This is a genomic window from Roseburia inulinivorans DSM 16841 (assembly GCF_000174195.1).
GTDB lineage: Bacteria > Bacillota > Clostridia > Lachnospirales > Lachnospiraceae > Roseburia > Roseburia inulinivorans.
In genome coordinates this window covers 1-22,782 of the sequence record NZ_ACFY01000113.1, presented here as the reverse complement: position 1 = coordinate 22,782, position 22,782 = coordinate 1, and the positions used below count along the sequence as shown (strand labels likewise).

Annotated in this window: 22 protein-coding genes, 1 tRNA gene and 2 pseudogenes; 12 read left to right on the top strand and 13 right to left on the bottom strand. The window is 43.5% G+C overall.

Annotated features, from left to right (window positions below):
• The first annotated feature begins 7 nt into the window (after positions 1 to 7).
• The 4 genes and pseudogenes from ROSEINA2194_RS12870 (at position 8) to ROSEINA2194_RS12855 (ending at position 2,491) form a co-directional block, all read left to right on the top strand.
• On the top strand, positions 8 to 190 hold the full coding sequence (locus ROSEINA2194_RS12870) for a DUF4316 domain-containing protein (protein WP_003500078.1): 183 nt from the start codon (positions 8 to 10) through the stop codon (positions 188 to 190).
• Positions 190 to 531 (top strand): annotated as a pseudogene (locus ROSEINA2194_RS12865) (plasmid mobilization protein). Before ROSEINA2194_RS12870 ends, ROSEINA2194_RS12865 begins: the two are co-directional and overlap by 1 nt.
• Positions 532 to 706: 175 nt before the next feature.
• Entirely contained in the window at positions 707 to 997 is a 291-nt protein-coding gene (locus ROSEINA2194_RS12860; RefSeq protein ID WP_005927606.1) for a CD1845 family protein, read from the top strand.
• 79 nt (positions 998 to 1,076) lie between these two features.
• A pseudogene (locus ROSEINA2194_RS12855) lies at positions 1,077 to 2,491 on the top strand (relaxase/mobilization nuclease domain-containing protein).
• A 180-nt stretch (positions 2,492 to 2,671) separates the two neighbouring features.
• On the opposite strand, the gene ROSEINA2194_RS12850 reads toward ROSEINA2194_RS12855, so the two are convergent.
• Complete coding sequence (locus tag ROSEINA2194_RS12850) at positions 2,672 to 3,028, bottom strand: helix-turn-helix transcriptional regulator (protein WP_007887838.1); 357 nt, start codon at positions 3,026 to 3,028, stop codon at positions 2,672 to 2,674.
• Positions 3,029 to 3,227: 199 nt separating this feature from the next.
• On the opposite strand from ROSEINA2194_RS12850, the gene ROSEINA2194_RS12845 reads away from it, so the two are divergent.
• The 7 genes from ROSEINA2194_RS12845 (at position 3,228) to ROSEINA2194_RS12820 (ending at position 9,767) form a co-directional block, all read left to right on the top strand.
• The gene (locus tag ROSEINA2194_RS12845; RefSeq protein ID WP_007887836.1) at positions 3,228 to 3,899 is read left to right on the top strand and encodes a response regulator transcription factor; all 672 of its coding nucleotides are present in this window, start codon (positions 3,228 to 3,230) and stop codon (positions 3,897 to 3,899) included.
• Positions 3,883 to 5,295: a sensor histidine kinase gene (locus ROSEINA2194_RS12840; RefSeq protein ID WP_007887834.1), complete on the top strand. Its 1,413-nt coding sequence runs from the start codon at positions 3,883 to 3,885 to the stop codon at positions 5,293 to 5,295. Before ROSEINA2194_RS12845 ends, ROSEINA2194_RS12840 begins: the two co-directional genes overlap by 17 nt.
• A gap of 119 nt (positions 5,296 to 5,414) precedes the next feature.
• Positions 5,415 to 6,299, top strand: a complete 885-nt coding sequence (locus tag ROSEINA2194_RS12835) for a hypothetical protein (protein WP_252832634.1) — start codon at positions 5,415 to 5,417, stop codon at positions 6,297 to 6,299.
• Positions 6,300 to 6,724: 425 nt separating this feature from the next.
• Positions 6,725 to 7,147 (top strand): RNA polymerase sigma factor, encoded by a 423-nt coding sequence (locus ROSEINA2194_RS12830; protein ID WP_044927992.1) that lies wholly within the window; start codon positions 6,725 to 6,727, stop codon positions 7,145 to 7,147.
• A 508-nt stretch (positions 7,148 to 7,655) separates the two neighbouring features.
• Complete coding sequence (locus ROSEINA2194_RS12825) at positions 7,656 to 7,859, top strand: hypothetical protein (RefSeq protein WP_044927990.1); 204 nt, start codon at positions 7,656 to 7,658, stop codon at positions 7,857 to 7,859.
• Between the two features lie 133 nt (positions 7,860 to 7,992).
• Positions 7,993 to 8,169, top strand: a complete 177-nt coding sequence (locus ROSEINA2194_RS21215; protein ID WP_165483719.1) for a hypothetical protein — start codon at positions 7,993 to 7,995, stop codon at positions 8,167 to 8,169.
• A gap of 89 nt (positions 8,170 to 8,258) precedes the next feature.
• On the top strand, positions 8,259 to 9,767 hold the full coding sequence (locus ROSEINA2194_RS12820; RefSeq protein ID WP_044927987.1) for a recombinase family protein: 1,509 nt from the start codon (positions 8,259 to 8,261) through the stop codon (positions 9,765 to 9,767).
• A 26-nt stretch (positions 9,768 to 9,793) separates the two neighbouring features.
• Here ROSEINA2194_RS12820 and ROSEINA2194_RS12815 read toward each other — a convergent pair whose 3' ends face one another.
• Together ROSEINA2194_RS12815 and ROSEINA2194_RS12805 are read right to left on the bottom strand one after the other, a co-directional pair.
• Complete coding sequence (locus tag ROSEINA2194_RS12815) at positions 9,794 to 10,087, bottom strand: hypothetical protein (protein ID WP_007887824.1); 294 nt, start codon at positions 10,085 to 10,087, stop codon at positions 9,794 to 9,796.
• Positions 10,088 to 10,537: 450 nt separating this feature from the next.
• Entirely contained in the window at positions 10,538 to 12,427 is a 1,890-nt protein-coding gene (locus ROSEINA2194_RS12805; protein WP_044927983.1) for a helix-turn-helix domain-containing protein, read from the bottom strand.
• A gap of 274 nt (positions 12,428 to 12,701) precedes the next feature.
• On the opposite strand from ROSEINA2194_RS12805, the gene ROSEINA2194_RS12800 reads away from it, so the two are divergent.
• A complete protein-coding gene (locus ROSEINA2194_RS12800; RefSeq protein ID WP_007887806.1) occupies positions 12,702 to 14,030 on the top strand; it encodes an ATP-binding protein in 1,329 nt (442 codons plus the stop codon).
• 93 nt (positions 14,031 to 14,123) lie between these two features.
• On the opposite strand, the gene ROSEINA2194_RS12795 is transcribed toward ROSEINA2194_RS12800, so the two are convergent.
• The 10 genes from ROSEINA2194_RS12795 to ROSEINA2194_RS12755 form a co-directional block, all read right to left on the bottom strand.
• Positions 14,124 to 15,518: a hypothetical protein gene (locus ROSEINA2194_RS12795; protein ID WP_044927982.1), complete on the bottom strand. Its 1,395-nt coding sequence runs from the start codon at positions 15,516 to 15,518 to the stop codon at positions 14,124 to 14,126.
• Entirely contained in the window at positions 15,404 to 15,667 is a 264-nt protein-coding gene (locus ROSEINA2194_RS21210) for a hypothetical protein (protein ID WP_007887801.1), read from the bottom strand. Before ROSEINA2194_RS21210 ends, ROSEINA2194_RS12795 begins: the two co-directional genes overlap by 115 nt.
• A gap of 102 nt (positions 15,668 to 15,769) precedes the next feature.
• Positions 15,770 to 16,234 (bottom strand): RNA polymerase sigma factor, encoded by a 465-nt coding sequence (locus ROSEINA2194_RS12790; protein ID WP_044927979.1) that lies wholly within the window; start codon positions 16,232 to 16,234, stop codon positions 15,770 to 15,772.
• Positions 16,235 to 16,421: 187 nt separating this feature from the next.
• Positions 16,422 to 16,766 (bottom strand): hydrogenase maturation nickel metallochaperone HypA, encoded by a 345-nt coding sequence (locus tag ROSEINA2194_RS12785; protein ID WP_007887798.1) that lies wholly within the window; start codon positions 16,764 to 16,766, stop codon positions 16,422 to 16,424.
• Positions 16,767 to 16,848: 82 nt separating this feature from the next.
• A complete protein-coding gene (locus tag ROSEINA2194_RS12780; RefSeq protein ID WP_007887789.1) occupies positions 16,849 to 19,620 on the bottom strand; it encodes an FAD-dependent oxidoreductase in 2,772 nt (923 codons plus the stop codon).
• 70 nt (positions 19,621 to 19,690) lie between these two features.
• Positions 19,691 to 20,362, bottom strand: a complete 672-nt coding sequence (gene hypB / locus ROSEINA2194_RS12775; RefSeq protein WP_007887787.1) for a hydrogenase nickel incorporation protein HypB — start codon at positions 20,360 to 20,362, stop codon at positions 19,691 to 19,693.
• 267 nt (positions 20,363 to 20,629) lie between these two features.
• Entirely contained in the window at positions 20,630 to 21,412 is a 783-nt protein-coding gene (locus ROSEINA2194_RS12770) for a ZIP family metal transporter (protein ID WP_007887783.1), read from the bottom strand.
• A gap of 237 nt (positions 21,413 to 21,649) precedes the next feature.
• Complete coding sequence (locus ROSEINA2194_RS12765; RefSeq protein ID WP_007887782.1) at positions 21,650 to 21,994, bottom strand: DUF4190 domain-containing protein; 345 nt, start codon at positions 21,992 to 21,994, stop codon at positions 21,650 to 21,652.
• 17 nt (positions 21,995 to 22,011) lie between these two features.
• Positions 22,012 to 22,482, bottom strand: coding sequence for a hypothetical protein (locus tag ROSEINA2194_RS12760; protein WP_044928023.1), 471 nt, complete (start codon positions 22,480 to 22,482; stop codon positions 22,012 to 22,014).
• 222 nt (positions 22,483 to 22,704) lie between these two features.
• Positions 22,705 to 22,778: transfer RNA gene (locus tag ROSEINA2194_RS12755), tRNA-Met, on the bottom strand.
• Positions 22,779 to 22,782 lie beyond the last annotated feature (4 nt).

Here is a 22,782-nt window from a genome sequence, read left to right as displayed (position 1 = left end):
GATCGCCATGCACGAAAAAGACAACTATCTGAAAACCGCCGAGCTCTCCACAGAGCAGAACTGCAACATGATCGACGGCGTACCCAACAACACGCCCATCCCGCCCACGCCCCCGGAGTTGGACGCAAAACCGCTGGATAAGGTAAAGGAGCCCAAAGAACGCCGGAAAGGCCGGGAGCTGGAACGCTGATGGAGAACCGCAAGCGGAATGTCCATCTGCACGTCATGGTAACACCGGACGAGCTGGCGGCCATCCATGAGCGGATGGCCGAGGCGGGCATTTCCAACGCCGGGGGCTTATGTACGGAAAATGGCTCTGAACGGGTATATCCTGCACATCGACCTTGCGCCCGTAAAAGAGCTGATCTCTCTGCAACGGCGCTGTTCCAACAATCTCAATCAGGTCGCCGTACACGCACAACCCATGGCGTGTACCCGGAGGAAATCGACGGATTGAAGCGGGACTATGAAAAGCTGTGGGGCGAGGTGTCAAAGGTGCTGCGGGAGCTTTCCGAGCTGGTGGCAAAGTAAGACGAGGGCGGCAGGCTTCCGTTGCGGGGCTTGCCGCCCTGCTCTTTTTTTACCACTTCGGGCCAGTATGACCCAAAAGTTTGGGACAGGATTTACTAATCTTTCGCAACATTTATGTCCCCGGGCAAGCATGATAAAATAGAGGTAGGAAGGATAGATAAAGGAGGTTTTGAAGATGAAGATACTGCTGAAAATATTGGTTGCTCCCTTTGCTTTAGCGTTGTCCCTTCTGGCGGCTCTGCTGGTGTTCCTATTTGATATTTGTGCCGTCCTGCTGACGATTGCCTCTGTGATCCTGACGGTGCTGGGTGTCGCTCTCTTTTTCACGCCGACGCCCATAGGCGGGATTGTATTTCTGTTTCTTGCCTTCCTTCTTTCGCCGTATGGACTGCAAGCGGCGGCGGGCTCCCTTCTTTGGGCGCTGGACGGAGGCAAATCCGCTCTGTACCGGTTTCTGGCAAGTTAAGCAGCCTCGGGCCATACTGGCCCGAAGTCGGGGCGGTCTGAATGGACCGCCCCTTTCTCATGGAAAGGAGGAATGATTTTTGGCTACCACAACTTTGTTACAGCGCCATGCGGGCGAAGGCGAAACGATTGCTGAGGCTATCCGGGATTGTCTGGACTATGGCAAGGACCCGGAGAAAACAGAAAGCGGAAAGTATATCTCCGCTTATGAATGTGATCCGGCCACCGTGGCGGACGAGTTCCTTTTGGCAAAGGCCAGCTATGCCGCTATGACGGGCCGGGAACAGAAGAAAGAAAATAATGTGCTGTGCTATCAGATACGACAATCCTTCTATCCGGGCGAGATCACCCCGAAGGAGGCGAACCGTATCGGCTATGAGCTGGCTATGCGCTGGACAAAGGGGCGGCACGCTTTTATCGTTACCACGCACACCGATAAGCAGCACATCCATTGTCACATTTATTACAACTCCACCACCCTTGACTGCACCCGGAAATTCCGAAATTTTTGGGGCTCCAGCTTCGCCCTTCGGCGGCTCTCTGACAGGCTGTGCCTTGAAAACGAGCTATCCATCGTGGAGAACCCGAAGCCCCGGAGCAAGGGCAAGTATCGGAACTATGGAGAGTGGCAGAAAGACCGGAAAGGGCCGCTTTCCTATCAGGACAGGCTGCGCCTTGCCATTGATACTGCGTTGGCGGAACGCCCCGCTGATTTGGACGAATTTCTCAATTTGATGAAGCGGACCGGGTATGAGGTCAAGAAGGTTCGGGGCGGTGGTATCAGTTTCCGGCTGACCGGGCAAGGGCAGGAACGCTTCACCCGTCTGCGTGCCTCCACGCTGGGGGACGGCTACGACTTGCAAGATGTTCTGGCCGCCATTGAGGGCAAAGAAAAACGCCCCGGGCACTCGGAACGGAAAATCAGTCTGGCGGTGGATATTCAAGCGAAGCTGGCTGCCGGTAAGGGGCCGGGATATGAACGCTGGGTGAAGGTATTTAACATTAAGCAGATGGCCGCCGCTCTTGCCTATATACAGGACAATAACCTGACCGATTATGAGCAGTTGGCGAAGAAAGCCACCGAGGCGGCAGACCGTTTTCATGCCATTTCCGAGCAGATCAAGCAGACGGAACAGGCCATGAAAACCAATGCCGGGCTAAAGGCCGCAACGGTTCAGTATGCCAAAACCCGCCCAGTCTTTGAGCAGTATAAGGCGACGAAGTACAGCCGGAAATTCCTTGCGGAGCATGAGGCCGACCTTGAACTGTACCGGGTTGCACAAGCGGAAATGCGCTCTCTGCTGGGCGGGGCGAAGCTCCCCAAAATGGATGTGCTGAAGGAGGAAGGCCGTAAGCTCACAGCAAAGAAAAACAGCTCTATGGAGAATATCAAAAGACACGACGGGATATGCAGGAGATCGTCACGATCAAAGCGAACATTGACACTCTGATGGGCTACACCGAACCGGGAAGAAAGCAGGAAAAGGAGCGTTAAGGTTATGAAAACAAGGAGCAAAGCGACGCTGACACTTCGGGCCATGTTGACCCGAAGATACGGGTTTGGGGCGAGCCCCAACAAGCCGCCTTTGTGCCACTTGTGGCCACAGAGGCATTGCTTGCCATTTAGCGGAACCCCCGAAAAGTACTCCAAAAAGCCAGAAAAACGAAGGCCCTTTTACATGACCTCCGTTTCTCTGGCTTTTTGTAGTCCCTCTGCTGTGGCCTCCATGACCGTCAATTCCTTTTCGTCCATTGAGTTGAGCAGTCTATCAATGTGCTGGCGGCAGTCGCTTTCGCTATTTTGCCTGTCAGGATAAAAGAATTGGTCTACGGAAATATCCAGCAAGGTGACGATTTGGTAAAAGGTATTCAGGCTTGGATGCTGACCCCGGTTTTCAAAATACATGATAGAGCGTGGGGTACGGTCTACAAGCTGTGCAAGATATTCCTGCGTCCAACCTTTTGCCTCTCTCTTGCGCTTGATCTCCCGGCCTAATGCGTGGAAGTCAAGCCGTCTGGTGTCTTGGTACATTCTCATATCACCCCTATATTATTTTACATTTCGGGTTTGACTATGAGAACGAAACACGATTTTATGTTTTAGTAGTATTTTATTGCCCGTCGGCAAGGTTGCCGATGTTACACGGACAAGGTATAATAACAGAAAGAAAATTTGAAAACTACACTTTAATCACAAAAATCTATGATACGCTATCTTTGGAGGTGTTATTATGCAAAGGATTTTAGTCGTTGAGGACGATTTTGATATTCAAGAACTTTTACAGAATTTTTTACAAGAAGCAGGATATGAAGTAGCTGTTGCAAATGATGGTGTCGAGGCACTATCTTTATTTGCGGGAGAACGATATGACTTGATTGTGTTGGACATTATGCTCCCCAAAATTGACGGTTACGGTGTCTGTGAATTGATACGCAAGCAATCTGATGTTCCTATCATTATGCTAACCGCATTAAGCGGAGAAGAAGATCAGATTAAAGGATTGGATTTGCAGGTGGATGACTACATCACAAAACCGTTTTCTATGCCTGTCCTGCTCCGCAAAATTGCGGCTGTACTTCGGCGCAGTAACCGGGAAACAGATGAAAAGTATCAAATCATTACTTATGGCAATTTGCTTTTGAACTGTGACAGCTACACCGCCACCGTGGACGGAGCTAATTTTGAACTGACACAAAAGGAATTTGAAATACTGCGGGAACTGCTGACCCATCAGGGCCGGATATTGACCCGGCAGAACTTGTTGGATAAGCTGTGGCGATATGATTTTTATGGGGACGAGCGTGTTGTTGATACCCATATCAAAAATCTACGAAAAAAATTGGGAATAGATTTCATTCAAACAATCAGAGGGGTGGGATATAAAGTTGATAAAGAGAATTAAAGGCAGTCTGTTTGCTAAAGTCTTTATTCTGACTGTGGCAGTTTTGCTCTGCGTGAGCTTTCTTGTCTATGGCGTTTTGGCTTGGTATATGCCTCAAACCTATTCTAACAATCTCAATGCGGCATTAGATGAACAGACAAGCGACTTTATTTATGAATTAGAACATATCCGTATGCAGGATAGCGGCGGACTTTTTGATCAGTTTCTTCAAAACACGACAATTAGCATGGTGGAGCTTTATACTGCTGATGGTGTTCTGGTGGAAACACCGTCTAACCAAAATAGCTTTAACGATGGGATCACCGGGGAGGCTCTTGGCGGAGCATCTTATGAAAGTGCGCCGATTATATCCAACAGCTATTACTTCTCATTTGCAGATGATAATAACCAATATATTTTAACAGTTTATGGAGAAGCCTCTCAAATCGCAGAACTGCGGCAATCATTTGTAAGCGTATTACCGATTTTGTTTTGCGTTATTCTCCTTGTATCGTTGGCAACTGCTTGGGTGTATTCTCGTATCATTACAAACCCGGTATTAAAAATCAGTCGGATTTCTAAAGAGATGTCTGATATGCGGCTGGAATGGCAACTTGAGGAACGCCGTTCTGACGAGCTGGGTGTACTGGAGAATAGCTTGAATACGCTGTCCCGGAAACTATCTGCTACCTTGGAGGAGTTGCAAAGTGCAAATCTCCAGCTCCAAAAGGATATTGAACATCAAAAGGCGCTGGAACGGGCACAACAGGATTTCTTTTCTTCCGCTTCCCATGAACTGAAAACCCCTATCACCATTATCAAGGGTCAATTAGAGGGGATGCTATTGGGTATAGGGGCATATAAAGACCACGAAAAGTATCTTGCCCGATCCTTGGAAGTTGCAGCTACGCTTGAAACGATGGTGCAGGAAATATTAACGATTTCAAGGCTGGAAACCAATGTCGATTTCAAAATGGAGCATTTTGATTGCGCTCCCATGATACATGGCTATTTGAGGGAGATTGATGATTTAGTGGCAACAAAAGAGCTACAAATACATCTTGCTATACAGTCTCCCGCTTTTATCAATGTGAACAAATTACTGATTGAAAAGGTGTTCTCCAATTTGATTTCAAATGCTGTAAAGTATTCGCCGCATGGAGCAAGCGTTGATATTATTTTACAAAATACCAACGGACGCTTTTTGTTCTCCGTAGAGAACACAGGTACACATATACCAGAAGATGATATTCCCAAATTGTTTGACGCTTTTTATCGTATGGAGCAATCCCGCAGTAGAAGAACAGGCGGCAGCGGCTTAGGGCTTTATATGGTTCAAAGAATTTTACAACAACATAACAGCTATTGTGAGGCTTGCAACACAGAAAACGGTGTTAAATTCTTCTTCACGATTTAGCGGACAATCAGCGGCAGGTGAACAACCTGCCGCTTTTTTTAACTACACATAAATCACAAACTAATCCCAAAGGTATCCCAAAATGCTTTGCTATACTTGGGGTACATTCAAAGAAAGGATTGGTAAACACTATGAGAAGAATGGCATTATGCGCTGCGTCCATGCTCTTGTTAGGCTGTTTGGCTGGATGCAGTACGACACCACAGAACAGCCAGGAACAAGGTAATCCCGTTATCAAGGAAGAAATCAGTCAACCTCTTGGCGGTTCTGAGGCGCTGGGAAACAGCGAGGACAGCTCGTCACTCTCCGCCGCAGACAAAGAAAAAATGTTTGCACCTTATGAACAATACGGGATGACCTATGACGCGGTCAAAGATGAACTTACCTATAACGGGAATTTGGTTCGCTGGTTTGAGGACTATTATCCCATCAGTAACAACGAAACCGCCGGTATTGATTTTCTAAATGAGAACGGCACAGTAGATGTGTATGCTGTACGGGATTTAGAGAGCTTTTCAAAAGCGGCTGACGGCTCCGTTGATCCGGCGGGTAAACTGATTGGCTTAAAAGAGTTTACTCAGCAGGAATTTGACGCACGGGATATTGAGGCGTTGAAAAACAGCACATCCGTTGCTATGGCAGGAACGCCGCTTGAAGATAGCGAAACTGCAAAGCTCGTTGCAGAGTATGAGGCATTTGGAGTAACCTATGATGCCGAAAAAGATCAGTGGTATTTCAATGGTGAGGAAGTCCGCTATTTCCGGGATGTTCTCACTTCTAATGGTGAAAGCCTCACCAGCGGAAAATTCCAAGGCGAAATGAGAACGCTTGGAAGTGGTGTTGGCACAATAGACATTTATACCGTTCGTGATTACGGCCACTTGAACAGCGAACATCACGGAACATTAACTGGCATCGAGAAATACAGTCAAGAGGAATTTGACGAGCATACACAGGCCGGAATGTCTGGAAATCAGCCCATAGGTAATGCAAGCCATAACTAAATAAACCATCTATCTGCCGCACGACGGCAAAAGAAAAAAAGCCGTCGTACAGCAGCCTATCAATACGTCTATTTGAAACGGCGGCTCAATTTTCAGAGCCGCCGTTTCTCTTTGGATATTCAGTAACCCCACGGCGGCCCATAGGAGGGTGTCGCCGTGTCCATCTTACTTTCTCACAATTCCCATGACCTTCACCAGCTAAAAAAAGCGTAGCTCCCCCTCCGGGACAGTCTGGCTATGAAGGTACAATATATCAGTACAATTATGATAATGTAATTTCATGCGTCTGCATAGTGTCTTGCTGTGCGGGCGCATTTCTTTTGCTTTGCCTCGGGCCAACTTGGCCCGAAGTCCAACCCCGGTGTCGCTCTCCGCCGCCCTCCGCTTCGGTCGCTCGTCAACCAACAACCGAAACGGAGGTCAATATGGCTATTATCAATTTGCGGGACTATTACCCATTCTATACATCAGATTGCTTCATGGAAGTATCGGAAGAAGTTGCAGAAATGTTCAAAGAGTTTGATCGTAAAGAGGCTGCCTACCGGCTGCGTACATACCGCCACAAAGCCTACTATTCCCTTGATCGGGATGACGGGCTGGAGCATGAAGCTGTCTTTGTCGCCTTATCTCCCCATGAACTGTATGAGCGGAAAGTGACCATGCAGGAGCTTCATGCGGCGATTGCCAGTCTGCCGAACAAACAGGCAAAACGGATTTACGCTCATTTCATTCTCGGCATGACCAAACAGGATATTGCCCGGGCAGAGGGCGTCCATGAAAAAGTGGTTCGTGTCGCAATCGAGCGAGGTCTGCGGCACTTAGAAAAAATTTTGAAAAATTCTTTGTAAGGCGTACCGATTTAGGCCGGAAAATGAAATGGCTTATGAGAGGCAAAACACTTCGGGTCACAATGGCCCGAGGTTCAGACAAGCCTCATGCAGATTGAAAATTGAATAAAAAGACACCCGGATACGAAGGGAAACGCGCTGTGTGACAGACCCGCCATGACCTCGGATTTCAGAGAATACAGTCTTTGTAAAACTGAGCGAGCGAACAGGTCCATGCCATAGGTGGGGCAAGGCTGGCTCCACCGGAACAGGCGCAGAACCCGGATACTTGCGTTTAGTCACAGTCCGAGCGTTGAAGCGGCCTTGTAAGCCGTGAGCCGTCGCAGGCAATGAGAACGCCTTGCCATCAGAATGGGGAGAGTTGAAATACTATGGGGCATGAAGCCTATGCCCGTCCGGTGTGTCTGAAATGAAGTGAAAACCTATGGGGAGCCCCCGGCAATGCTGTCTGATGATAGGCCAACCAATCCGGCGTGGCTCCCCATCTTTTCAAAAAAAGGAGCACTTTATGGGAAATGCGTTTGGAATGATCCCCGGCTTGGAACCGGACGAATGGAGCAATGACGCCTGCCGTGGTTATGTCATTATGGCAATGGAGGACTGCGGATTTTCAAAGAAGGATATACGGCGTGTTGTGGGGCAGCTTTATGAAGTATTTGACCTCAACAGCGTGGAGGACGCCAAAGAAAAGTACCATTCCAGTCCTTACTGACCTCGGGTCACATCGACCCGAAGTGGAGAAAGCTCAAAGGGCGGCACCTGCTGGGTGCCGTCTTTTGACATTTCCCCACGGGACAAGTGGGAAAGGCAGGCATATACACGCACTTTCGCAAAGGAGGTTTTCAATGACGCAAGCTGTCACTTATGAACGAGAAACAAAGTCTGTCGCATTTCAAGGGAAGATCATTGTGCTGGAAAGCCTCACGCCGGTACTTCCCCCGAAGGAGAAAGCACAGCGCAAAAAAGAAATTGAGCGTTGTCTTTATGAGGTGTTCCGCAAATATGGAGACAGATTTCCCTAATCATTCGCAACATTGTTGTCCGGGGCTGCTGATGGTATAATATAGTTGTAAGGTTGGTAGCTCCATTCCAACAAGGAAAGGAGCCCAATATGGAATTTATCAGAGAAGATTGTATTTACGCAAGACAGTCAGTAGACCGCAAGGACAGTATCAGCATTGAAAGTCAGATTGACTTTTGCAAGTATGAATTGAAAGGTGGGAGCTGCCGGGTATTCAAGGACAAAGGCTATTCCGGTAAAAATACGGACAGGCCGGAGTTTCAAAAGCTGTTGGGCGAGATCCGCAAGGGAAAGGTCAGGCGGGTCATCGTGTATAAACTGGACCGTATAAGCCGCTCTATTCTGGACTTTGCAACGATGATGGAGCTGTTTCAAGAGTACGATGTGGAGTTTGTATCCTCCACGGAAAAGTTTGATACTTCGACCCCGATGGGCCGGGCCATGCTGAATATCTGCATTGTATTCGCCCAGCTTGAACGTGAGACAATTCAGAAGCGTGTCACAGACGCCTACTATTCCCGGTGCCTGAAAGGCTTTCACATGAGCGGACAGGCACCATACGGTTATCAGTTAGAGCCTACTGTGGTAGAGGGTATCCGCACAAAGAAAATGGTTGCCGACCCCGTAGCCGCCGACCATGTTCGGCTGATGTTTGAAATGTACGCTGAACCGGAAACCTCCTTCGGAGATATTACCCGATACTTCGAGGAACATGACATAAAAATTTATGGCAAATCCATGTTCCGTACATTTCTTTCCCAGCTTTTAAGAAACCCCGTTTACGCACAGGCCGATTTGGAGCTGTACGAATTTTTCAAGAGCCAGGGCGCAGCGATTGTCAATGACGCTTCCGACTTTGCCGGAACAAACGGCTGCTATCTCTATCAGGGGCGGGATGTGAAGGAGGACAAGGACAGGTGCTTAAAAGACCAGATACTTGTTATCGCTCCCCACGAAGCACTCATTTCCTCTGACACATGGCTTAAATGCCGGAAAAAACTTATGGCAAATACCACCTTCCAGCAGGGACGGAAACCGAAAAATACTTGGCTGGCCGGAAAAATCAAATGCGGGCATTGTGGGTATGCTCTGAAAGCCACCCATGTACCAAACAGCACCGGCTATTTCCGCTGTACCAAACGGACGGAAAACAAAGGCTGTCCGGGCTGCGGGAAAATCCGCAAAGAAGAATTTGAGCAATTCATTTTCTCGGCCATGCAGGAGAAGTTCAAAGACTTTCAGATACTCCACGGCAGGGAGGAAAAAGTCAATCCGAAGCTGACCACCTATCAAGTGGAGCTGGCACAGGTGGAGGCAGAAATTGAAAAGCTGCTGGATACGCTGACCGGAGCCAATGCGACCTTGCTTGCCTACGCCAACAAAAAAATTGAAGAACTGGACACCCGACGCCAGACCATTTCAAAGGCAATCGCTGAATTGAGCGTTGAAACCATATCGCCCCAGCAGATAAAGAAGTTATCCTATTATCTCGACAACTGGGACAGCATAGATTTTGACGACAAAAGAAAAGCCGCCGATGGTTTGATCTCTACGATCAAGGCCACCAGCGACCGTGTTCAGATAGAGTGGAAAATCTGACATTTCCGCTCTATCGCCCCTCATTTCTATTTTATCTCGTTTGTACCCCTTGTACACCGATGTTTGCCAATACGAATATATAATTTTGTATTAAGTGCTGATAAAAAACAAACGATTCCATATGCACAGGCAAATAGAAAGATTCCTCCCAAAAAAGTGACAATTCCATTTTCCACTGCAAGACTGTCTATCATTTTATTCACACATACCGGGATTGTCATCTCAAGTGCAAGCAATATCACCATAACAGAAAAAGCCTCTGCTAATACTCTTTTATTACCAGAAAACATTGCTTTTACAATTTTTATATAGCTTTTCATTTTGTGTCCCCTTTATAATACCTGGTAATGGAAAGATATATGACCTTTTCATTCACAGCACTGAATCAATGTAACAATATCCAGCCTATCCATATCATTATATAAAGTCTTTTCCTTTATCCATAATCTCATAGAAATTCTTGTATCTTTTTTCAAATCTGTAAACTGAATTAGTTCATCATTAGTATTAACAATTTTTATCTGATCTGAATTATAAATTTGATGGTTCTTTTTCCATGATAGTCTCCATATAAAATACGTATTTCTATTTAACTTCAATTTAATATATTATTGCTTTCCAATCAAGGGACAGAATTGTCCAAAAATTTATTTCAAAATTATTTATCACACTAGTACTTATTTGCATTATTCAATCAAAGCTACCTTCTCGTAACTTTGAAATTCCATTCATACAATATATAGAATCTATTGCCCCATATAATGATATTCCTAATTATCCTGAATATAAAGGTTAATCATTTTTTCTCTATATATTTTTTCGTAAAAAGGCTGTTTCACATAATGACTGATGGATATGCATTTCATTAATCCATCGGTCATTTCCATATTCCGTTTTTTTTCTTTGTTTTTCTTTTGTATTTCTTTCTCATTCCATAATATATCATATATTTTATAATGAATATCCCACACCCTTCTACACGATAAGCTTACCTTAATTGATTTTCTGTCTATTTCTTCTGCCCTCACATGTTCCCCATTATTTCCAAGTTCATTTACAGCAGCTTCAGTTACAATTTCATACACTGAAATTGCCTGTGACAATCCATTATTTAAAGCATAGTTATCATAAAGTCTAAGTATTAAATTAATAGATTCCCTTTTCTCTTTTCCCTCCATCCCTTTCCAGCTATTGCTAATACAGATTATTTCCCTCTCTGTCAGATACACGTTCTCTTTCCTATAAAGATTTTCCGCACGCAGCGTACATTCCAGAGCCTCTTTTTCCATCTTTACAAATTCTTCTCTCGTTACTTTTCCCTGTTCAAACTCTAGTAATGCCTGCTTCTCTAAAAAATATTGTTTATTCTGCGGAATATCCAGATCAATCCGTGATTTCAGGCTTTCCAATTGTTTACTTGCCACAGAAAACTTCCGGTCATTGATGTAATCTGCCAGTTCTTCTGCCATTCTTATGACTTCGCGGTCACTTGTGATAAGTCGTGACCACTGCATTTGTCCTGACAGTCCCAGTCTGTTTAATAATTTTTTGAGTGTTTCCCTCTGCATATCTGTCTGTCCTTTTTCCGCCCTGCGAAGTGATTTTACAGAACATATTCCCTCACAGAGCTGCTCCTGCGTTAATCCGAACATTTCCCTGCGGGTTCGCAGCACATCTTTCATACTAAAGATCCACTTCTGTTGGTAAAAGTAGGTGCAATCCTGCATATATGCCGGAACTTCATACTCTGCATACAAGTTTTTAATCACAGACATTAATTCTCTTGCATTTATCTTATCTGCCTCATTTTTTTCTAAATGCTCTGTAACTGCATCCTCTGGCATTGTCTCTAATATTTGTATTTCTATTTCCAGCAGTTCGACCAGATAATATGTCCGCCCGGCATCTCTTAATTTGTCAATAGCTTTTTCACATATCTTCAAATTTTCAGTCTGTGTTTCCATATTCCAATACTCTTTAAATAAAATCTGCTTTTTCAGATAATAATAAACAATTTTAGGATATATTTTTGCTTTCATAATTTCATCATAATATCCTGTGTCTATATACTCCATGAGCACTCTGCATTTATGCAAATAATCCATGTTGTTTCCATATATAATTGTTTCCAATAGCAGATTCATCTCCAATACCGATAATGGTCTTTTCTCCCACCATACTTTTTCTGCATCCGGTATTGTAAGTATTACGGCTTTCCGATAGCATTCAGCAATTTTTTCTTTCGAAGCCCCTTCCTGTTTCAAAACTTCTCCCCACATTGCCAAAATAAACTGATGATTTATTCTATCATTTTCCCTTAAATGTGCCTTATATTCTTTAAGCAAACGATATGCATCCTCTATTTTTTTATTCTGAATCGCAGATAAAATCTTCTTCTTATAATCCCATTCTTCGAAATCGCATAAATCTAACAGGTTTTCGTATAATTCTTTCGCTATACCAAGCCTCTCTAACAATCTGTCTCTGATATTTTTATTAATGGGGCGCTCTCCGTTTTCAATTTTCACAAGCTGGCTGGCACTCATTAATCCCATCGCTAACTGGTCTAATGATACCTTTTCTTCTGTCCGTATATTCTTTAGTAATTTTGCAAAATCCTGATCTGCTTCTGACTGCGGATAAACTTTTGTTTCCTTCATACAATACTCTCTTTTCTCCATCTATAAAAATGTCTGCCGATATATCTTTTATGATAGTTTAAATCACAGGACTTTTCAATTTATATTTGCCCATATTGTCTCTGCTTTTGCCATCGCAGGCACAGAAACTGTCAATATCAAACACAAGCTGAAGACACTTTGTTTCCAAATAAATGATTGAAAAAGTGCGATTTTGTGGTAATATAATAGAATAAAAAGTGCGATTTTGTGGTAATATATCAAAATAAAAAACGCGATTTTGTTTGGAGGATCTATGTTTAAGCGAAAAATATACAGTAAACTACTATCCTGGAAAGAAGAATCCAACGGAAATACAGCATTGTTAATCGAAGGTGCGCGGCGAATTGGAAAATCTACGGTTGTGGAATCTTTTGCTAAGAATGAATATCAAAGCTATATATTAATTGATTTTTCAACTGTATCCAAAAGTATCAAAGCTCTTTTTGAAGACATTTCCGATTTAGATTATCTTTTTTTACAGCTTCAGTTACAATACAAGGTTGATCTTCACGAAAGAAATTCTCTAATTATCTTTGATGAAGTTCAACTATGTCCACTTGCAAGACAGGCAATTAAATCATTAGTAAAAGACCACAGATATGACTATATAGAAACCGGTTCACTGATTTCCATAAAAAAGAACATACAGAACATCCTTATTCCGAGTGAAGAAAGAAAACTCTCTATGTATCCCATGGATTACGAAGAATTCTTATGGGCTTTAGGTGATCATACAACCACCGCCTTAGTAAGAAAACTCTTTGACTCCCGCCATCCAATCGGAGATAAATTACATCGGAAATTAATGAGAGACTTCAGACTGTATATGCTTGTTGGTGGAATGCCACAGGCTGTAAATGAATATCTCCAGACAAATAATTTTCGAAAAGTCGATACCATAAAACGTGATATTTTAAATCTTTATGAGGATGATTTCAAGAAAATAGACTCAACAGGAAAGCTTTCACTTCTTTTTGATGCAATTCCTGCCCAGCTAAATAAAAATGCTGCACGATATCAAGTTTCCAGTGTACTGGCAAATGACCGAGCCGATAGTATATTAGAATTAATTGCCGAATTAAAAGATTCAAAAATTGTTCTTGTTTCATATCATGCCAATGATCCAAATGCTGGAATGTCAACTAATAAAGACCTTTGTAAATTTAAACTGTTCCTCTGCGACACCGGACTTTTTACTACATTGATGTTCAAGGACAAAGACTTTACAGAAAATATAATATACGAAAAACTATTAAATGATACGCTCAATACAAATCTCGGATATCTCTATGAAAATATAGTTGCCCAAATCCTTACTTGTAATGGCAATGAATTATTTTATTATACCTTTTTCAATGAAACTTCGCGGCATAATTATGAAATTGATTTTCTTCTTGCAAGTAGAAATAAAATATGTCCGATTGAAGTAAAGTCAAGCGGATACAAAACACATAAATCTCTTGATGAATTTTGCAAAAAATATTCTGATCGTATACTTGATAAGTATCTTGTGTATACCAAAGATTTGGCTAAGGACTCTGACATTCTTTGTCTGCCAGTTTATATGGTTCCTTTTCTATAAATTAGATTTGTATATAGGTGACGGCAAACTTAAAAAGAACCCCCGCAAACAGCTTCTTAAAACTGGATGCGAGGGTTTTCTCATAAAAATTTTCTACTGTCTGATATCCACATACCCAAGCTGTAAGCTTGTCTCATCATAGAAATGGCTGCCACCATAATTGCTTAAGGTGAAGTACATCTCATTTAATTTTTCTTCCGGCACTTTGAATGCCATACGCACGGTGACGGTTTCACCTGGATTTATCGTATTAATGTAGTTGTTGTGGCGTTCTCCTCCATGAACATCCGATAAATAAACTTCCTGACTAAATCCAATAGATTCTTCGTTTACGCAATCCCATATATCGCCTGTTCCCGGTTTTTCATTCATGTATGCGTCAAACTGCATGTTTTCTCCATATTCTGCCAGAAGTGCAATGCCGCCGTTAAACATTACATTGGAAAGTGCCGTCTTTCCATTATTTTTATAATCCACTGTCACTGAAACAATTTTCATTGGAATCTCTTTGGTCTCCACAACTTCATCAACTGTGTTGATACCGTCTCCGCTCTTTAAATATTCCACTTTCATTGGCAATAAATTACCGTCTGTGTCAAATGCTGCTTTTGTATCATCCTCCAGCATATTTTCTGACAAACTGCTGATATTATCGGAAATTGTTACATCGGAAACGATTGCTGTAAGTCCCGGTGTTGCTTCAATTCCGTTCTGATCCAGAGAAATCTCACCGCCAATGAGGTGTATATTTTTCATTTTCTCTTTTGGAAATGTCATCAATGTTTCTGATTCATCCGTTTCCGGTTCTCCTTTTCCTGCCTCATTTTCCATGTCATTCCAACTGCACACCTGCATAACATTCTCTCCTCTCGTTTCTTCTGTCGGAGTAATGGAAACACCCTCTGCGATCTGGAATGCTTCTTCTTTTGTCACATCCGGGAAAATGAACATCTCAAGGAGGTAGTTGTGTTCCGCGTAAATCATATATATTTTTTTTGCACCGGTTGTATTTTCATTCGCAGTTCCTTCTGTAGAAGAATTTTCTGCTGAATCACCCTCGGCAGGAGCTGTTTCCATGTAAACTGCCGGTCTGCCACCGATGCTGGTTTCCTCGCTCACAGCAATGCCTGTATTTTCAATGTCTGCTATTGTTTTTTCCGGTGTCAGCTGGTACACGATCATGCTGACTCCACCCTGCATATAATTATCTTCAAAACTGAATTTTCCTTCCTCTGACTGCACCATACCTTTCGGCAGATAAGAGATTTCCAGTCTGACATATTCGGCTGCTTTACCCGCTCTCTCTTCTGTCGTCTGATCTGCCATATTCTCCGTACTTTCTGCCGCTGTCTGTGGTCCTTCAATCTGTGTTTTTAAGCCATATTTTCCAACCTTCTGATTATGCATCTGGTAAGCAACACCTGCACAGACCGTTGTTGCAAGTGCCAGAGCAGCCACCATAGATGCCACCAGCATACGGTGTGCCATTGTTTTTTCTTTCTTTTCTTATAAGTTACAACTTTTGGATTGTCATTTTCTTTCTCCTGCCCGATCTGCACTGCAACTTCCTGCTCAATCATCCGCTTCATGCTCTCCGGCATTTTCGGAAATTGTTCTCTCATATCTTCTAATCTCATACTGTTACCGCCTTTCCTGCTATCCAAACGATACGAAATTTATTATTTTTCATTCGATATCCGTGTTTTTGTATGTCTGTTCCAATGGATCATCACTATGTCTCAATCTGCCAGCGCTTCTTTTAATTTTCCCCGCGCTTTTGCCAGCCTGTTTTTTACTGCACTCTCTGTCGTATCTAACAATGCTGCGACCTCTTTCACACTGTACCCTTCCATATAATACAGTGTGACGCACAGTTTTATCTGCTCTGGCAAATGGAAAATCGCTTCATATAAATCTGAATAGTCTTTGGATTCCGTTTCCTGCTCGTTCATCTGATAATCCTGCAGGGAAATAATTTTTTTCTCTTTGCGCATGATCGCATAACACTCGTTCATCACAATGCGGATGAGCCATGTTTTTGCATACGAGTCATCCTTTAATGTATGTAATTTTGCAAATGCTTTTACAATGGCTTCCTGTATCGCATCTGCACAGTCTGCGTCATTGTAGAGCAGAGACTTTGCAATACGATACATTGTTTCCTCGGAACCAATAATCAATTGTCCTAATGTTTCTTTTGTCATTTTATTTTGCGCTGTTTCCACTGACTTGTCCGTGGCACAGCATCCTTTCTGCCGGCTTTTTACTTGTTTACATAGATTAGATGCATGAGAAGTGGATTTGGTCTCTGTGTATTTTTACTTTTTATAGAAAAACCTCACCAGCAGATTATACTCAGCCAGTGAGGTTTTTACTATCAATATTTTTTTGTTATGCCCCTTCAATCTCCTTGATACTGAATCCGTTTCCTTCCAGAAGATACGTGGCACTGCTTCCACAGTGCGGACATATTTTTGCATACTGGACTGTGGAATAGGTTTTTCCACAGTCCTCACACATGGTAACACCAGGTATGATCTCGATTTTTAATTCTGAGTCTTTTAAAAGCTCTGATCTGCTTCTTGCATAGCCCCAGCAGTCTATCATGTATTCCGGGACAACGCCGCTGACTTCTCCAATCTCACAGGTCACGGATCTGATCTCTGTGAGATTGTTCTCAGCAGCCACTTCCTCCACGGTACGCATAACATGTACAATAATTCCCAGTTCGTGCATTTTATTCCTCTCCGTAAATTCTTCACGAATGAATTATTTATAAAACTCCTCTAGAACAAATATAATTTAAGTTTTACAATCCTTACTTCTTCTTGGAGAATTTAATCTTAATCGCCTGTTTTGCTCCATTCGGAAGGATATATTTCAACTTATCTTCACTTGGAACCATCTTGCTGCATCCAGGCAGATCTCTATGTAACTTGATCGCATCAAACTCACACTTCGTTGTACAGATACCACAACCGATACATTTATTCTGGTCAACCACAGAAGCGCCACATCCAAGACAGCGCGCTGTCTCTGCTTTGACCTGTTCCTCTGTAAATACAAGCTTTGCATCACGGAAGGAATGTTTTGTATCGATGGAAGCATTATGTCCCGGTATCTGACGGCTGGAGTTGTCATAATTTTCCACTTTGATATCGTTTTTATCTAACTCGATGAAATCATTTCTGTTACGTCCGATCGTAAGGCTCGAATGTGGCTGTACAAAACGATGGATGGAGATTGCACCCTGTTTTCCGGCTGCGATCGCATCAATTGCGAATTTAGGACCGGTGTATACATCTCCTCCAACGAAGATATCCGGCTCTGCTGTCTGGTAAGTAAGCGCATCTGCAACCGCTCCGTTGCCGCGTCCAAATTCCACTTTGCTTCCCTTTAATAAGTCGCCCCATACGATCGACTGACCTACGGAGAAGAATACATGCTTACATTCTACTGTCAAAAGCTGGTTCTCATCATACTGTGGATTGAATCTTCCGTCTGCATCTTTTACAGATAAACATTTCTTTAAAACGATTCCGCGCACTTCACCGTTCTCATCCACGAGAACTTCCTTTGGTCCCCATCCCGGATTTACAACGATTCCTTCGGACTCTGCTTCCTCGATCTCCTCCACGGAAGCCGGCATTGTCTCTCTGGATTCCAGACAGAACATGTTGACTTTTGTGCTGTCACTGCCGCATCTCTTGGAATCTCTTGCAACGTCGATCGCAACGTTACCGCCACCGATGACAACAACATCACCTTTGATGTCATATTTCTCATTTGCATTGACTTCTTTTAAGAGGTCAACTGCAGAAGAACATCCTTTTGCAGTATCGTTAGGAATGCCCGGAAGTCTTCCGCCCTGGCATCCGATCGCAATGTAGAACGCTTTGTATCCCTGCGCACGGAGTTCATCTAATGTGATGTCTTTTCCGACTTCCACTCCGGTTCTGATCTCAACGCCCATCTCCTTGATGATATCGATCTCTGCCTGCACAACGTCTTTCTCTAATTTGAAGGATGGGATACCGTATACCAGCATACCGCCGGCACGCTCATTTTTCTCAAAAATAGTAGGTTTGTAACCTTTTTCAGCCAGATAGAAGGCACAGGATAAACCGGCAGGGCCACCACCGATGATCGCGATTTTCTCCTCAAAATATCCTCTGACAGATGGGACAACTTTCTCTGGAATGTAACGTGTCTCAGCCTTCAGATCCTGGGCTGCGATAAATTTCTTTACCTCATCGATCGCAATTGCCTGATCGATCGTTCCTCTGGTACATGCATCCTCACAGCGTCTGTTACAGATATGTCCGCAGACTGCCGGGAGCGGATTGTTTTTCTTGATCAGCGCCAGCGCATCCTGATATCTTCCCTGCGCTGCCATTTTCAGATAACCCTGAACTGCAATGTGCGCCGGACAGGCTGTCTTACATGGAGCTGTACCAGTGTCATAGCAGTTGATGCGGTTGTTATCACGGTAGTTTTCATCCCACATCTCCGGTCCCCATTTTTTCTCAGATGGAAGGACATGTTTTGGATATTCCACATCAGAACCGTCTTTTCTGCAGAGTTTCTGTCCAAGTTTTACTGCACCTGCAGGACAGTATTCCACACATCGTCCGCAGGCTACGCAGTTCTCTGTCTCAACCTTAGCAACATAGGCAGAGCGGGACATATTCGGTGTATTAAATAACTGTGAAGTACGGAGTGCATAGCAGACATTCACATTACAGTTACAGATCGCAAAAATCTTGTCCTCACCATCGATATTGGTGATCTGGTGGACAAATCCATTCTCCTCTGCCTTCTTTAGGATATCTAATGCTTCCTCTCTTGTGATGTAACGTCCGCCCTTATTCGTCTCAACAACATAATCAGCCATGTCGCCGACTGCGATGCACCAGCTCTCCGGATCATCCGCACATCCTTCTTCATACGTCTGGCGGGAGCGGCGGCAGGAACATGGGCTTGCTGCATACTTTCCTTCATACTTATCCAGCCAGTGTGAAATATGCTCAATGGAAATAGACTGGTTCTCCATAGAGATTGCTTTCTCGACCGGAATAACATGCATACCGATGCCGGCTCCTCCTTCCGGTACCATAGGTGTTACCTTTTCCAGTGGCAGACGGCTCATTCTCTCGAAGAAACGTCCTACTTCCGGATGTTCCTCTAACATCTGAAGGTTCATATTTCCAAACTCAGCACTTCCCGGTACAAACATTGGAAGTACATACTGTTTCTCATGCTGTGGATTTTCCCAATTATACTCGATCACACCATTCACAGCCATCTGCTGTAAAACCTCTTCCAAGTGCTTTTTCTCAATGCCTGTCAGCTTTACCATCTGATCTAATGTCTTTGGCTTACGAACACCCATTTTCAGTGCGATCTCTGCCATCTCATCTGTACACATTGCAGATAATCCCCAGTACTCCGGATCATACTTTGTGATCTTTTTCATTCCAAGTTTCTGCGGAACACGGTCTGTGATCATTTTAGCAAGCTTTACAATAGCTTCTCTCTCTACTTCGTTTTCAATAAATTCCGGTACAAAATTTCCCAATGGATCTGCCATTTCTTCCTCCTTATATGCGGAGCCGTCACTCTGCCGGCTCCTGTAAAAAAATATTTTATTCTGCTTTCACTTATTTCTGATATTCAGAAATCTCAGTGCGGATCCAGTCCGCCCACTCATCAAAACCTTCTCCTGTCTTCGCTGAGACAAAGAAAATCTTTGCATCTGGATTTAATTTCAAGATGCGTTCTTTCACAGCCTCTTTGCTGAAATCATCAAAAACACTTAATGTATCACATTTGTTAATGAGAACCACATCACAGATAGAAAACATTAATGGATATTTTAAAGGTTTGTCATCCCCTTCCGGCACGGAAAGGATCATGGCATTCTTTGTACTTCCGGTATCAAACTCTGCCGGACAGACCAGATTGCCTACGTTCTCAAGCACAACAAAATCAAGGTCTTTTGTTCCGAACTCCCGGATTCCCTGCCTTGTCATGTCCGCATCCAGATGGCACATTCCGCCTGTATGGATCTGGATGGCACGCACACCGGTCTCACTGATCGCCTGTGCGTCCACATCAGAGTCAATATCTGCTTCCATGACACCAATCTTCATCTCGTCTTTGAGCATGGAGATCGTGCGTTTTAATGTCGTTGTCTTTCCTGCGCCCGGAGAAGACATAAGATTTAACAAAAATGTCCCCTCTGACTTTAATTCTGCGCGTAATTTGTCAGCATCCGCATTGTTGTCTTCAAAAATACTCCGTTTTACCTCAATCACTTTAAAGTCTTTCATCTATTCTCCCTCTTCCCTTCTTCTATGTTCCGGCTATCCCATGTTTCCATATCAGATTTCCAGTGTCTACTCTCTGGTATAACCAGATTGTTATTTATAAAACATTCTATCTATAACATACATTGCATAAGTATTATTGTCAATGATTTTGTTAAAAAATGCACAATGTTTTGTCACTGGTATGTCCACAATCCATCTGTGTAAAAAAAGAAACTCCCTTCACATCCGGAAAGGAATTTCTTTTTCACTGTCTCTATTCTGTTATTTTTACCCAAGAGCCACATCCAGCGACATCATCACCGTAAATCCCACTGCAAAAAAGATCGTTCCAAGGTCGGAATGTTCCCCCTGGGACATTTCCGGGATCAGTTCCTCCACAACCACATAGATCATCGCTCCGGCTGCAAAGCTTAACAGATAAGGCAGAGCCGGGACAATATATCCAGCTGCAAGGATTGTGAGCATTGCACCGACCGGCTCCACAATCCCCGAAAGCACACCGCCTGCAAAAGCCTTTGACACTTTCATCCCTTCGGCCCTTAGCGGCATGGAAATAATCGCCCCCTCCGGGAAGTTCTGGATTGCGATCCCTATTGACAATGCCATAGCTGCCGCCACTGTGATTTTTGCATTTCCAGCCAGATATCCTGCATACACAACCCCGACTGCCATTCCTTCCGGAATATTATGCAGCGTGACGGCCAGCACCATCATGGTAGTTCTCTGCAATCTGCTCTTTGGTCCCTCTGCGCTGACACTGTACCTGTGTAAATGCGGGATAATGTGATCTAACAGAAGCAGAAACAGAATGCCTCCCCAAAAACCTGCAACTGCAGGAACAAACGCAAACTTTCCCATCTCTTCCGACTGATCCATCGCCGGGATCAGTAAACTCCAGATGGATGCTGCCACCATCACCCCCGCAGCAAACCCGGTAAGGATACGGGACAACCGTTCGCTCATATCATGTTTCATAAAAAATACGCACGCTGCACCAAGCGACGTACCCAAAAACGGAATTAAAATTCCATAAAATACTGACAAATTCATAAGACACCTTCCTCTCTTATTATTAATAAGTAATTGCAAACTTTATTTCAGTTATTTTCTTTAAGTCCTCAATCAATTTTACAATTTCGTATTCTATTCATAATGTATGTATTTTGTTAGTTAGTATTAACTAACTTCATTGTAACAATAAGAGAAAAAATGTCAATAGGTAGAAAAAGAGGTTACTACACAAAGCTGACATTCTTTCTGTAATAACCTCTTTATCCTATCCCGGTATTATAAAGCAAGTACCGCAACAACATACACCAAAATAAACAATATCGACAATAATATTCCGAATATTCCTGTAATAATCCCTGCAATCGCAAGTCCTTTGCCCGGCCGCTTCTGCACAAGACTTACAATTCCCTGTGGCAATGCGATCAGTGCAAGAATAATTCCAATATAAGGCAAAAAGCTGAATACAATCGCAAGAATTCCAAGTACCAGCGAACAGATTGCAAGGTTCTTGGTCGTTCTCTTATCCGGAACCGGTTCCCCGATCACGATCACCTGCTGTCTCGGTCTCGCCTGCTCCTCATATCCTCTGTCAAAGTTTTCTCCATAGTTTCCCTGTTCCATATGTAAACCGTCCTTTACTATGCAAGCTGAAGAAATACTACAATGACCATGATCAAAAGCTGTATTACCGTACATCCAACAAAAGCGCCGACAACATTCCCCATCTTACCTGCCAGTCCCTGTCTTACATAAACTGTTCCAAATAAAGCTCCGATCAGTAAACCCAACCATCCGCAAAGAAGAAATCCAGCGATACAACTGATCCCGATAAACACATTACACATTGTCGGTGTTTTATGCAATGGCTGATACTGCTCGCCGCTGCCCTGATATACTCCGTTCACAGCAAGATCAACTTTATTTCCGATTGCCACAACACGAATTTCCGTATCATCGATCATAATTGGATAATCCACCATCATCACCCACCAGTTCTGTGATTTCACCTTGTACGCCTGACCATTCACCAGAATCTTTGCTCCAAATCCTGCCTTGTACTCAATCACATTGTTTGTTCCATTTACCGTTACTTCCCATTTCTTTGTCATTTTCATGCTACTCCTTGTCTCCACGGTCTTTCTGCCGTATTCTTTATCATTTTACCACATAAAAGTATAAAAGAAAACCTTTTTTCGACTAAATTAGAAAAGGATTTTTATGTAACTTTGATTTCTTATTGCAAAACTGCGTTTCTATGTATCAGGAACATTTCACCGTAATTTCCTGTTACACGAAAAAAGCTTCGAGAAAATCTCAAAGCTTTTTGTTAGTAGCGAGAGGGGGAGTCGAACCCTCGACACCATGGGTATGAACCATGTGCTCTAGCCAACTGAGCTATCTCGCCATAT

Coding starts and splice junctions, on each gene's coding strand:
- ROSEINA2194_RS21215 (WP_165483719.1), top strand. CDS start 7,993: ATGACGCAAGCTGTCACTTATGAACGAGAAACAAAGTCTGTCGCATTT.
- ROSEINA2194_RS12845 (WP_007887836.1), top strand. CDS start 3,228: ATGCAAAGGATTTTAGTCGTTGAGGACGATTTTGATATTCAAGAACTT.
- ROSEINA2194_RS12780 (WP_007887789.1), bottom strand. CDS start 19,620: ATGGCAGATCCATTGGGAAATTTTGTACCGGAATTTATTGAAAACGAA.
- ROSEINA2194_RS12870 (WP_003500078.1), top strand. CDS start 8: ATGCACGAAAAAGACAACTATCTGAAAACCGCCGAGCTCTCCACAGAG.
- ROSEINA2194_RS12770 (WP_007887783.1), bottom strand. CDS start 21,412: ATGAATTTGTCAGTATTTTATGGAATTTTAATTCCGTTTTTGGGTACG.
- ROSEINA2194_RS12830 (WP_044927992.1), top strand. CDS start 6,725: ATGGCTATTATCAATTTGCGGGACTATTACCCATTCTATACATCAGAT.
- hypB (WP_007887787.1), bottom strand. CDS start 20,362: ATGAAAGACTTTAAAGTGATTGAGGTAAAACGGAGTATTTTTGAAGAC.
- ROSEINA2194_RS12860 (WP_005927606.1), top strand. CDS start 707: ATGAAGATACTGCTGAAAATATTGGTTGCTCCCTTTGCTTTAGCGTTG.
- ROSEINA2194_RS12760 (WP_044928023.1), bottom strand. CDS start 22,482: ATGACAAAGAAATGGGAAGTAACGGTAAATGGAACAAACAATGTGATT.
- ROSEINA2194_RS21210 (WP_007887801.1), bottom strand. CDS start 15,667: ATGAGATTAGAAGATATGAGAGAACAATTTCCGAAAATGCCGGAGAGC.
- ROSEINA2194_RS12765 (WP_007887782.1), bottom strand. CDS start 21,994: ATGGAACAGGGAAACTATGGAGAAAACTTTGACAGAGGATATGAGGAG.
- ROSEINA2194_RS12785 (WP_007887798.1), bottom strand. CDS start 16,766: ATGCACGAACTGGGAATTATTGTACATGTTATGCGTACCGTGGAGGAA.
- ROSEINA2194_RS12805 (WP_044927983.1), bottom strand. CDS start 12,427: ATGAAGGAAACAAAAGTTTATCCGCAGTCAGAAGCAGATCAGGATTTT.
- ROSEINA2194_RS12820 (WP_044927987.1), top strand. CDS start 8,259: ATGGAATTTATCAGAGAAGATTGTATTTACGCAAGACAGTCAGTAGAC.
- ROSEINA2194_RS12790 (WP_044927979.1), bottom strand. CDS start 16,234: ATGACAAAAGAAACATTAGGACAATTGATTATTGGTTCCGAGGAAACA.
- ROSEINA2194_RS12825 (WP_044927990.1), top strand. CDS start 7,656: ATGGGAAATGCGTTTGGAATGATCCCCGGCTTGGAACCGGACGAATGG.
- ROSEINA2194_RS12800 (WP_007887806.1), top strand. CDS start 12,702: ATGTTTAAGCGAAAAATATACAGTAAACTACTATCCTGGAAAGAAGAA.
- ROSEINA2194_RS12795 (WP_044927982.1), bottom strand. CDS start 15,518: ATGGCACACCGTATGCTGGTGGCATCTATGGTGGCTGCTCTGGCACTT.
- ROSEINA2194_RS12815 (WP_007887824.1), bottom strand. CDS start 10,087: ATGAAAAGCTATATAAAAATTGTAAAAGCAATGTTTTCTGGTAATAAA.
- ROSEINA2194_RS12850 (WP_007887838.1), bottom strand. CDS start 3,028: ATGTACCAAGACACCAGACGGCTTGACTTCCACGCATTAGGCCGGGAG.